11 protein-coding genes are annotated in these 11,606 nt (G+C 45.8%); 6 read left to right on the top strand and 5 right to left on the bottom strand.

The features are described 5' to 3' along the window. Positions 1 to 431: 431 nt before the first annotated feature. From QUA27_RS20835 to QUA27_RS20825, 3 genes are all read right to left on the bottom strand, one after another. Positions 432 to 833, bottom strand: coding sequence for a hypothetical protein (locus tag QUA27_RS20835; protein ID WP_190662364.1), 402 nt, complete (start codon positions 831 to 833; stop codon positions 432 to 434). A 65-nt stretch (positions 834 to 898) separates the two neighbouring features. Beyond that, entirely contained in the window at positions 899 to 2,488 is a 1,590-nt protein-coding gene (locus QUA27_RS20830; protein ID WP_333070122.1) for a serine hydrolase, read from the bottom strand. Between the two features lie 291 nt (positions 2,489 to 2,779). Then, the gene (locus QUA27_RS20825; RefSeq protein ID WP_333070120.1) at positions 2,780 to 3,715 is read right to left on the bottom strand and encodes an RNA methyltransferase; all 936 of its coding nucleotides are present in this window, start codon (positions 3,713 to 3,715) and stop codon (positions 2,780 to 2,782) included. Positions 3,716 to 3,805: 90 nt separating this feature from the next. Between QUA27_RS20825 and QUA27_RS20820 the strand changes: the two genes are divergently transcribed. From QUA27_RS20820 to QUA27_RS20810, 3 genes are all read left to right on the top strand, one after another. After that, positions 3,806 to 3,961, top strand: coding sequence for a DUF2256 domain-containing protein (locus QUA27_RS20820; protein ID WP_333070119.1), 156 nt, complete (start codon positions 3,806 to 3,808; stop codon positions 3,959 to 3,961). A gap of 64 nt (positions 3,962 to 4,025) precedes the next feature. Next, on the top strand, positions 4,026 to 4,961 hold the full coding sequence (locus tag QUA27_RS20815) for an isoaspartyl peptidase/L-asparaginase (protein ID WP_333070117.1): 936 nt from the start codon (positions 4,026 to 4,028) through the stop codon (positions 4,959 to 4,961). Positions 4,962 to 5,076: 115 nt separating this feature from the next. Continuing rightward, on the top strand, positions 5,077 to 5,802 hold the full coding sequence (locus tag QUA27_RS20810; protein WP_333070116.1) for an SMI1/KNR4 family protein: 726 nt from the start codon (positions 5,077 to 5,079) through the stop codon (positions 5,800 to 5,802). Positions 5,803 to 6,034: 232 nt separating this feature from the next. Here QUA27_RS20810 and QUA27_RS20805 read toward each other — a convergent pair whose 3' ends face one another. Further along, the gene (locus tag QUA27_RS20805; RefSeq protein ID WP_333070115.1) at positions 6,035 to 7,285 is read right to left on the bottom strand and encodes a WD40 repeat domain-containing protein; all 1,251 of its coding nucleotides are present in this window, start codon (positions 7,283 to 7,285) and stop codon (positions 6,035 to 6,037) included. A 187-nt stretch (positions 7,286 to 7,472) separates the two neighbouring features. Here QUA27_RS20805 and QUA27_RS20800 point away from each other — a divergent pair, with 187 nt between their 5' ends. The 3 genes from QUA27_RS20800 to QUA27_RS20790 all read left to right on the top strand — a co-directional run bounded on the left by QUA27_RS20800 (position 7,473) and on the right by QUA27_RS20790 (position 9,788). Further along, positions 7,473 to 8,090: a hypothetical protein gene (locus QUA27_RS20800; protein ID WP_333070114.1), complete on the top strand. Its 618-nt coding sequence runs from the start codon at positions 7,473 to 7,475 to the stop codon at positions 8,088 to 8,090. Between the two features lie 79 nt (positions 8,091 to 8,169). Continuing rightward, entirely contained in the window at positions 8,170 to 8,658 is a 489-nt protein-coding gene (locus QUA27_RS20795; protein ID WP_333070113.1) for a hypothetical protein, read from the top strand. Between the two features lie 386 nt (positions 8,659 to 9,044). After that, positions 9,045 to 9,788, top strand: a complete 744-nt coding sequence (locus tag QUA27_RS20790; protein ID WP_333070111.1) for a hypothetical protein — start codon at positions 9,045 to 9,047, stop codon at positions 9,786 to 9,788. A 180-nt stretch (positions 9,789 to 9,968) separates the two neighbouring features. On the opposite strand, the gene glmU is transcribed toward QUA27_RS20790, so the two are convergent. Then, positions 9,969 to 11,357, bottom strand: a complete 1,389-nt coding sequence (gene glmU / locus QUA27_RS20785) for a bifunctional UDP-N-acetylglucosamine diphosphorylase/glucosamine-1-phosphate N-acetyltransferase GlmU (RefSeq protein WP_333070110.1) — start codon at positions 11,355 to 11,357, stop codon at positions 9,969 to 9,971. Positions 11,358 to 11,606 lie beyond the last annotated feature (249 nt).

The following is an 11,606-nucleotide window of genomic DNA, read 5'->3' as shown; positions in this document are numbered from 1 at the left end:
GAACAAATCATTTCGCTATCTTCTTACAATTTCATTCTTGAGGCTTTATTCTATGCAGCTTCATATTAAATTGGTATAACTACTTATCACGAGCAAACTTATCAACCTGCTTCTATTTGGCCTGACGCGGTAACAAGCAACTTGAAAGCGTGACCGGAGGGCGCTCGTTCGTTTATTTGACAGCTCCGGCTCTCGGCTTAACAAAGAAAATCGATCGCGATCTCAGTACGGAAAGAATGTTGCGCGGATCACCCGCGACGAAAGCTTAATCAATGATTTCTCTAATCGGGCGATCGCTATTTCACAAGTTCAGTCCTGGACGCATCAACACCAAGAAACCGGGTTTTTGACCGTTTCTGGGGCTGTAACAAACTATTTCGTGAAAAACCCAACCCGGTTTTTGAGTACCGGTGAGTAAGCCCTAAGTATTGTTAAATTCCGTTTGAGTCGCGAATTTGCCCGTTGTAATCGACTCTCACCCTCCCATCTTGGGAAACCGTAACAACCGTTTCTACAGTAAAGACAGACGAACCAGGCTTGGAACCCTTAAAAGTAAAAGTCCAAGTTCCATCCCCATTGTCAACAAACGGCGATTCCTTAGAAGTACCGTGCATAGAAGCTTCAGCTCGATAGTTGCCTAAACCCCCATTAGCCCTTTCTGCTGCTTGACGGGCTAAGTTTTTTGCCCGATTGAGTTCGATATTATTGTTGATCGCTCTCACGCCGTCGGTCTCATATTCAGGAGCAGGATTAGCATTACTCAAGGAGGGGGAGACTCCAACGGCTAAAGTTGAGAGCGCTACCAGACAAGCAAGGCGGATGCTTAGTTTCATAATACAAACTGATTTATAGTTTGATAAACTCTACGAGACTTGTCCGAAAAAACCCGGTTTAATTTTCAATTTTTAATTTTGACTTGTGAATCGTCTGGCATTTCTCCACCGTTCAAATAACGGTAACTCATCCGAGAAATATCCCGAATCAAGGTTTGAGCTGGCTTCTCCGTTTCCGGCGAATGCTTCACCATCACCGCCACCAAATAACGCTTACCGTTGGGCAAATCCACCATCCCCGCATCCGCAAGCATTGTATCAATGTTGCCGGTTTTGTGAGCAATAACTGAACCTTCGCCTAAACCTTTCGGCAGCAAAGAATCATTTTTAGTTTGGCGCATGATTTGCAAAATGCGATCGCGCGATTTCACCGATACCAAATTACCCCGATCGACCTGGGCTATGATATTAATCAAATCCTTCGGACTGGTAGTATTAGTTCCCTCCAAATCTGGCAATTTATTGCGGAGAACCGTGCTACTCAAACCCCAATTGGCAAACTGCTGATTTAAAACCTCAGCACCTCCCAACAACTCAATCATCATATTTGTCGCCGTATTGTCGCTGACAACAATCATCTTTTGGGCAACTTCCAAAGCCGAATACTTCTTGCCAGGAGCATCGTCTTGCATCTCCCCAGAACCGCCCACAATGTGTTCGGGCTTCAGCGTCAGCATCTGATCTAACTGCACTTTGCCCTCATCTACGGCTTGGAAAAACGCTACTAAAATTGGCAGTTTAATTGTGCTAGCTGAAGCAAAAGCAGTATCGCCATTAAAATTTAGGTAGCTCCCAGTATCTAAATCGACTAGAAATATTCCGGCTGTCAGACTAGGATTTTCTGTTGCTAAAACCTGAACTTGCGTTTTCAAAGCTCCTAATTCTTGATTCAGTTGCAGCACTTCTGGGGTTGCGGGTGCCGCAGATGCGCTATCGGCTGGGTTGTTCTGCCCTGCGGTGGTTTGTTGTTCTGCCGCTACAGTCGATGCTCGACTCACAGCATTCACCACCGACAGCAGCGTACCGCAAATCACCGCTATGCCAACTCCCAAAATCACCAAGCGAGTAGCATACACCAACGGCGGTACGCTTCTAGGTGCAGAGCGTTTACCCGGTCTCGGACTCGCTTGCGGGCGGGGTTTAGGCACGGAGGGTTTTTTGGCATCTGCGGGGATTACCGTGTCTTGAATGCGAACTGGGGGGGAACTGGGACGACTTCCACGGGTGGCAGGGGGAGTGGCAGTTGGGATCTGGCTGTTGGGATTGCTGGTGATCGAACTCACGTTTTCCCGCTCCAGAGTCGGGTTCGGAAACTCAAACATATCGACAGCAGCGAGGCCTTTTTTGCGCGGTTGGCGAGTCTTCGACTGCGGAGTTTTGCTGGTTCTGGGTTTTCTGGGGTTAATTGCCGATCGAGGATCGGATAAAAAGTCTTGTGTAGTAAATTCTTCCGAAGATGTGGGAGAATTGGCTCCATTTCTGCTGCCGCGGCCCTGTTGGAGTGGCACAATCGCAGGTTCGGGCGATCGAATTTCTGAATTGCCGTTTTGCGGTTGCGGAGGGCGGCGGCGGCCCGAGTTGCCCGACTGACTTGCTTTGCCGGACTTAGGCTGCTTTGAGCCGGAGTTGGGAGAGGATATCGACGAGGATATCACCGATAATATCGATCCTTTGGGAAACCGCTCTGCCACGTCTTACTCCTTCATCACTACTGTAAAGTTCAAGTTTAAGATTTTTCAGCTTGCCAGCCAATCAATTTTAGATTTTAGATTTTAGATTTGCCCCAGACGCTGCATGGTATCAGCAACCAAGTTTATTGCTCGCAAATTATCCCAAAGCTTAGGTTTTTAGTCAAGAAACCCGGTTATGAAGGTGACAAGTGGGTGCAGGAAAGTTCTCTGTGCAAAAAATCCTCAATCTCATATCCCCAATTATCTGCATTTCTCCTAGCTATCCGTTGGATTTTCTGGCAACGCCCCATCCAGAGTATCAGAATTTGTCTCTCGTGGGTAAGTTTTGATTGCCCATTCTGTTTGGCGGAGGACGCCTCGCAGCATGGCGACTTCATCTATTGTCGGATAGGCTCTGTTGTACAAACGCCGAAATTTTTCCATCCGGCTTGCTGCTGTGTGCTGCTGCAAATATCCTATTTTTAACAGCAAAGTTTCTAGTTGCTGGTAATATCCCTCTAAATTTTCCAAAGGAGCACTGGCGAGGGGAATTGAGGGATTTTGTGCCGGGCTGGTGGCAAGTTGTTCTTGGTAACAAGTTGATAAATTATCTGTGGCATCGGGCATTGAAGAGGCAGAGCCTCTGGATATGCGTTCCCCGGCTGATCCTGGGAACGAGGGATCTTCTTCCCTCTTTTTTCTTCCTTCTTCCTTCTTCCTTCTTCCTTCTTCCCGGTATAGTTCGTAACAGCAGATAGCGACGGCTTGGGCGAGATTTAGGGAAGTGTAGGCATCGCTGCTGGGAATGCGGATCAGGCGCTGAGCGCGGTTTAATTCGGCATTGGTCAAGCCGCAGTCTTCTCGACCGAAAATTAGGGCGCTGGGGGCTTCAAGGAGCCAAGGCAAGGCATCTGCGGGTTCTTCTAGTTGTGTTGGCAACGATCGACAATCATCCCCTGTAGTTGCGATCGCTCTGACACACCCAACCAAAGCAGCGGGCAAACTCTCGACTACTTTGGTAGTTTCCAATATGTCGGCGGCGCGAACAGCCATCAGTCGGGCTTCTTCCCCTAAATGATCGCACTGGGGATTTACCAAAACTAATTGGTGCAAACCCATATTTTTCATGACGCGGGCAACAGAACCAACATTCAATGGGCCAGCAGGTTCGACTAAGACGATTCGGATGTTGGCGTCGGCCGTTTCGAGCATTTTTATTTGGGGAGGTGTTAGGCAGAAATTGGTTGTTTTGTTTGTTTTGATTAAAATTTAATCACTAACTAATGTAATGTCCAAATTAGCATGGCCAAGCAACGATCGAAATCTGATTTACCGACAAAAATGTGCCCAGTGTGCGATCGACCTTTTACTTGGCGCAAAAAATGGGCGGGCTGCTGGGATGAGGTCAAATACTGCTCCGAACGTTGTCGTCGCCGCCGTTTGGCGGCTCAAGATTAAGAATCTAGGGTAATTTGCTCGATCAAAGCTAAGATTGCAAAGGAAAAATTTTAGGTTAAAAAATATGGCATCGCAACAAGTGCAACCAAAGTTAGTTATTCACGGCGGTGCCGGCAGTTCTCTACACAGTAAAGGCGGAATTGAGGCGGTGCGGAAATCGCTTTACGATGTTTTGGAGGAAGTTTATCCGCTGCTGAAAGACGGTGCAAGTGCCGTAGATGCAGTGGTGCGGGGCTGCCAATTGTTGGAAGATGACCCGCGATTCAATGCCGGTACTGGTTCTGTGGTGCAGTCGGACGGTCAAATTCGGATGAGTGCTTCGCTGATGGACGGTTTGATGCAGCGTTTCAGCGGGGCGATTAATGTTTCTCGCGTTCAACATCCGATCGAACTTGCTCAATTTTTGCAGCATTCGGACGATCGAGTTCTCTCTGATTTTGGTTCGGCGGAATTGCTGCGAGAACTTCAATTGCCGATTTACGATCCGATGACGGATTTGCGTTTGCACGAGTGGATGCAGGAACGCCAAGGCAATTTTAGCAAAGCAATGGCTGACGTGGTGGCGGAACCGGCCGGTATGGGTACGATCGGAGTCGTAGCTTTGGATGTGCATGGACGCTTGGCTGCTGGGACTTCGACTGGTGGCAAGGGTTTTGAGCGCATCGGGCGGGTTAGCGACTCGGCGATGCCGGCGGGAAATTACGCCGCTGAAAGTGCGGCGGTAAGCTGTACGGGGATTGGCGAGCACATTATGGACGAGTGTTTGGCCGCGCGAATTGTGGTTCGGGTGACAGATGGTTTAAGTTTGAAAGCTGCTTTTGAGCGTTCTTTTACTGAAGCTGACGAACGTCAACGGGATTTTGGCGCAATTGGAATTGATGCTAGCGGGGCGATCGCTTTCGGCAAAACTAGCGAGGTGATTTTGGGTGCTTTTCACAACGGTATGGAAATGGGCGATACTTTGGAAATGAGCAAGGGAACGATGGTTTTTATTGCTTAGCAAAGATTAGATTTGTTGCTTTTATTGGATGCGATCGCGTGTTAGCCACGCGATCGCATGATTGGCACTACCTCCTGTTTAAGTCTTAACCGTCTTGGCGGTAGCTATACATAACATGAGTTCAAACGATATTAAAGAATTAGCAGAACTGCTTCGACGCTTGCGGCAAGAAGATAAAAATCTTCGCGTCTTCGGCGCAGATTCTCACCAATACAAACTGGGACAAACGCTTGCGGAAGCCGAGTTGCAGAGTTTTGAGCGGAAACATCAAATCAAGCTTCCCGAAGATTACCGTTTATTCTTGAAAGAAATTGGTAACGGTGGAGCAGGACCGTTCTACGGTTTAGAGCCTCTTGAAAAGGCAGCACAATATCGCGATTTGAGCAAACCATTCCCCTTCACCAAAGCAACAGACTCTTATTCAGATGAGGAGCTGGAGGAGTGGGGCGATAGAGACGAATATCCCGGCGTGTTGGAGTTATGCCATCAGGGGTGCGCCATCTACTCTTATCTCGTTGTAAACGGCCCCGCACATGGCACGATTTGGAACGGCAGGGAGGATTTCTATCCAACGGAATTGTCTTTTGGCAGATGGTATCGCCGCTGGGTTGAGAAGGCATTGCGGACTCTTGAGAATGAGCCGCTTGTGGATAAGCTCGCATTGGGAATGTCCAAGGAACAAATCTTAGCGGCAGCGGGAGGCGACTGGCAAGAACGAAAAGCCCTTCGTAACTCAATTTATTTCTTTGAAGCTCCAGAAATCCCGGCTCAACTTGAGTTAAACGAAGACAGGATAGTTATCAAAATCAATCTTTGGTCTTTCATATTAGCGCAGCCATAGGAAGGGTGGCATTACACCATAATTAATAACGTCCTAATTGCCTTGGGGGTTGCTATAATACCAGCTTTATTTTTTAGTCTCTTAAAGAAAGAGGAAACTTTGTGTAGTTTGAGGTAAAAAGCGATTTTAATCGCCGAGTGACACAAAAAATAACTAACCTGGATTCGGTATAAAAAACCTTAAATCAAGTATACTGAGATAATTGAAACAATCGCCCGTCACCTCTGCAATCTTAAATCCGCAGTTGCCAAAGTTTAACTGTACCATTCTCCCCGCCGCTGACGAGAGTTTCGCCCAAAAGCCCGATCGCCACCGCCGACACAGGGCTAGAATGTCCATCTAAAGTGTGCAGCAATTCGCCACGAAGATTCCAAAGTCTAACAGTACCGTCAAAACACCCCACTGCAAAGTATTTCCCATCAGGGCTAATTGCGGAGGCGGAAGTGATGCGAATTCCTGTTTGCAGCGAATGCAATAATTCCCCGGTTTGCAAATTCCACAGTTTGATAGTTTGGCCGCCATGATTGACAAGAATTTGGCTATCGGAAGAAATTGCTACATAATTTTCGCTGCCAAATGTTCGTCTTACTTCGCCTGCAGGCAATTCCCACAAAGTGACTGTAGCGCGACAAAAACCGCTGGCTGCATTGAGGCCACTGGCTACTAGCATCTTGCCGTTGGGACTCAGGGCGATCGCACTAATGTCATCCCCTTGATAACCTTCTAAAACTTGCAGCAGTTGGCCGCTGTTGAGGTGCTGAAGCTTGATTTTGCCGCGGGTAGTGCCGATCGCCAAAATTTGCCAGTCGGGGCTGACGGCGACGGATTCGTGGCGGTGCACGTCTGCCAAACGCTTCAGCAGTTCGCCGTTTTGTAGGTTCCAGAGTTTGACTGTTCCCGCGCGCGATCGCGTCAGCAGCGTTTTGCTGGCGGGACTGAAAGCCACTAGCAATACCGCTGTTGAATGTCCGAAAATAGTCTGCCGAAGTTCACCGCTGTGCAAACTCCAAATTTTCACTGTACTGTCGTCAGATCCCGTTGCCACTAATTGTCCGTCGGGACTGATAGCTGCAGATAAAATCCTGTCCGAATGGTGAAGAGTGGCTTTTAAGATGGCGCCGGTTGAGGTTTTTGGCTGCGTTTTATATCCGGCTATTTCCAGCCAGTCGATCGCATCTCTCCAATTTTTGAGAGCATTTCGGGGCCGATTTGTCAATAATTCTATGTATCGGTACAAAGTTTTTGACAAATCAACTTCGACACCTTTGATTTGTTTGTTCAGAAAAACCGCGATTTCCGCTGGGCTGTAGCCGCACAACAAGCCACAGAGATGCCGCTTTTCTACGGGTGTCAGCCCTCTTCTGGTGTGGGGGGCGAATTCTTGTTTGGCATTTGCCAAGTCGGTATAAAGCTTTTGGATGTCCCAGCGGTTGCTTGCCCGTGCAAATGGTTCTTCTGGTCGATGGAGGGTAGAGGGTATCATTTGCGGCAGTCGCGATCGAGTTCCTAGTCAAATTCCTAACCAAAATCCTAACATTCGCTGTGCGCGATCGAACTGTTGTCACCGCTAATCTATTTTTAACACAGCCAACAGGGGAAAGAGTTTCAGGTATAAAATCCTCTCCTTTATAGTTGGCAAAATAACTATACATCAATCGGAGAAATAGAAAATGCCTGGAATTGCGATCGCCTTATTTTTCATCCTAGGTTTAGTTTTAAGTCTTGTTGGCTATTTTTGGGGATTAGTTCAAGCTTTTGGAGAGGAAACTATTTGGGGAGTGCTTTACTTACTTGTCCCCTTGGCTTCATTGGTTTTTTATATCAAAAATTGGAGCAATAAAAAAATTAGAAAAACATTCTTAATTCAATGTGCGGGATTGCTAATGTTTGTATTGGGAGGAATTACTGCTTCAGTATTTTATGGCAAAAATTTTGTAAAAATCTCTGACTCTGGGCCTAATGTAGAGCAGGCGGCTAACGAGCAATCGCCCTCTTCTTTTCCTTCGGATTTCAACACTTCTCCATCACCCTATCAAGAGTTATCTCCTGCTTTCGAGTCATTTCCTGTTGCCGCAGCACCTGTTGCTGAGCCTAATTCTGCTCCTGTTGCTCAAAAAGATGACTTCAAACAATCGATGAAACTCGGCTATATCTACTACGGACAGGGAGACTATCAAACCGCTTTAATCAATTTTAACAGAGCTTTACAGGTACGTCCGGGCGATGCTTATGCTGTCAAGGCTGTTTACAACACCAAAAGTGCGATCGTCCAAAGCAATGTCAAATAATAATCCGTGCATTAAAAGTTGCCTACAGCGGATAGATAAGTAATTTACATTGTTTTTAAATTCAACAACAATTAAGCTCATGAAAATCCTCAAGCAAACCCCAACTAAGCTAATAATTAAAACTGCAAATTTCTGGGATGGCTTGCTATTAATTTGTCCCTTCATCATCATTGGATTATTGCAGATTATTTTAGCATCAAATTGGATAGGGGGAGGAATATTTCTGTTGTTTTCGCTGTCTTTGTTGGACGGCGCGATAGATGAAACATACATTTTTGATAAAACTTTTAGCAAAATGACCATTAAACGACGGGGTGTATGGTTTCATGATGTTACCGAATGCTCAACTCACGAGATTTCTGCGGTGGAATTAGAGGAAGTGGGAGATAGCGATGGAAATCGTAGCTATTATGTTGATTTGTGGATGTTCGGGGGCGATATCATCTGTTTAAGAAGCTATTCAGTAACAGAACAACACAAAATTGCTGATTTGATTCGCAGCTATATCTCGATTAGCGATAGTCGCACCCTTAGCAATGTATTTGCCCTGCCAGTCCGTGAATCGTAGCTATCCTGTGGAGAATCGCCCAAATTAATCACTAACAATAATTCGGTAGGCGCAAATCAACCTGACAATGTAACAAAATGTAAAGCTGTACTCACCTGGGTGATTACTTTCCTAGGGAGCGCGAAGCTAACGTTTTATTCCCCATAACATAATTAATATATTTTTAAGATTCATCTATTTTAAATCATGGAAAGCTATCTTAAATCCAGCTGCAGGTAAACTAGCGACATTTGTTGTCGGTCAGCAATTTTAGTGCTAACCTATTACCAAAATAAAAGGGGTCATGGCAGAGGACGACTTGAAATAATATATAAGTTAACAATTCGGCTAATCGGGGTGAGTAAGGCGATCTGTAACATCACTTTTGGAATTTAAGGGCGAGATAAATGAAAATAATCAAGCAAACAGCAAGTGAATTAATAATTCAGACTCAAAGCATATTTGATTTTTGGTTGCCTAGTTGTTTATTCATGGCTTTTGGACTGTTCGGGCTGGCTTTTGATTATCATAAAGCAACCCTGAGCTGCCAGCGATTGCAGGCAAAACAAGGCAGTTGCCAGATTGTGCGATCGAATTTACTGGGTTCAAAAATCCAAGAAATTGAGCTTGCTTCTTTGCAGGGAGCTAAAGTTCAAAGATGCGGCTATAAAACCAGAGTTGTACTTCTAACTTCTGTTGGCTATGTTCCTTTCACTGCTAACTCGACTAATTGGGGAACCCAAGACGCTGTTGCTTCAGACATTAATTTTTATGTTAAAAATGCCAAAGATCGATTGCTGCGCTTAAGCCAAGAAGATCGCTGGTTGGGATGGACAGGAGGCATATTTTTGCTCGCAGCAGCCGCAGTGATCGTCTTGAGAAATAATGAAACCTACAGCTTTGATGGAAATTTAAACACTTTGACCGTTAAACAGCAGGGTTTGTTTGCACGTAAATTAATTGAATACTCTCTGTGCGAGATTTATGGCGTGGAAGTCGATCGAACCAAAGATATGCAAAATGACACTTGGTACCAAGTCAGACTGTTAGTTTGTGGAGGATCTCGCATATCCCTGCCTAACACTATGAACTTCTACCAGCAAGAAAAAATTGCCAAAGCGATTAACAACTATCTAAACGCGCAAAAATAAGACAAAATAGCCGATCGCGATCAACCCGATTTCTCAAGTTTGCCGACTTACGCAGAAACCGGGTTTTTAACCAAAATCTCTTCTAAAGTGCCATCGCTTCCGTTATAAAAACCCGGTTTATTTGGTATTTACTGCGAAACTCGTGGGGGGGAACTCATCATCTAAAAAGTGAACAAGCGTTCACTTTTTAGGTTCTTTCAACTTCCAACCTGGTTTGACAACTTGCCGGGAACGCGCAATTACTAAACAATCCTTCGATACATCTTCTGTTACCACAGAACCCGCAGCTACAGTAACATCTTCCCCCAAAGTTATCGGTGCAACCAGCACGGTGTTAGAACCAGTTTTACTCCGATCGCCTATTTGAGTTTTGTGCTTGTTTTTTCCATCATAATTTGCCGTAATTGTCCCAGCACCGATGTTGACTTTTTCTCCCAAAGTCGCGTCGCCTAAATAAGACAAGTGAGCGACATTAGTTCGATCGCCTATTTGAGTATTTTTCAACTCTACAAAATTGCCGACGCGGCAGTTCGCCCCAATTTCTGCGCGTGCCCGCAAGTGTGCGTAAGGACCAATTCGCGAATTTTCAGCAACCATACTGTCAGAAACCACCGAATAAAGCACAGTCACATTTTCTGCAATTTGACTGTTTTCGATCAAACTGCCGGGGCCGATGCGACTCCCCGAGGCGATCGAAGTGTTTCCCCGCAAGTGAGTTTGCGGTTCAATTACCACATCCGGCTGCAACTCTACCGTATCGTCGATCGTAATGCTGTTGGGATCTAGCAGCGTCACTCCCGCCGTCATCCACTTGTCTTTTACCCGCGTTTGCAAAATATCGCAAGCTGTGGCTAAATGTTTGCGATCGTTAATTCCCAATATTTCTTGATAATCTTCCACATCCACCGCCATTACCGGATTGAGGAAATTTACCGTATCAGTTAGGTAATATTCTTTTTGGTCATTGTCTGCCTTCAATTCTGGCAAAATTTTCTCTAAATCCGGCCAGTGAAAGCAGTAAACACCTGCATTAATTCGGTGATTTTGCTTTTGAGCTTGTGTGCAGTCGCGGTCTTCGACAATTTGCTGGACTAAGTTTTGACTGTCGGTAAATACTCGCCCGTATCCTTGAGGATTCGGCAAATTAGCTGTCAATAAAGTAGCAGAGTTTTGGTGCTTTTTATGAATGGCAATCAATTGTTTTATAGTTTCTGCCCTCAGCAAAGGTACATCTCCATTTAAGACCAGCAAGTCTCCTTGAAATCCCTCTAAGTGAGGCAGCAATTGTTGAATGGCGTGACCTGTTCCTAATTGTTCGGTTTGTTCAACAAATTCTAGGGAAGGAAGTTGAGAATTTTTCCCTGATATTTCTTGACCTCTCATCAGCGATTCTTTAACGAGTTCGCCTCGATAACCGACGATGACAAGTCGCCTGGTAATTTGAATTTCTTGACAACTTTGGAGGACTCGCTCAACTAGCGATCGACCGCCCAATTCGTGTAGAACTTTGGGCAAGTCAGATTTCATGCGCGTGCCGCGTCCAGCCGCTAAAATTGCTATTGCTACCATTGTGCGATCGAGTTATTTGCTATAAAAACTTGAATATTGACTAACTGATGATATCACTCGCTGCCCACCGATGACACTGCGATCGCACAAATTTTTCGTCTAAAATTTCCCATCTCGCATCTGCGCGATCGAGGCTTTTTGCAGCCGGATCTCGCTTTTAGGGGCGATGCTTGCGGTTCAACTTAAGGCTGTTACGGTATCGGGACTTGCGCGCCCGGTATCAATTACCAGGTTGAAGCAGCGGTATTG

The sequence above is a fragment of the Microcoleus harperi Pol14_C6 genome (assembly GCF_036701295.1).
In the GTDB taxonomy this organism is placed as follows: Bacteria; Cyanobacteriota; Cyanobacteriia; order Cyanobacteriales; family Microcoleaceae; genus Microcoleus.
This window is presented reverse-complemented; position numbering and strand designations above follow the sequence as displayed.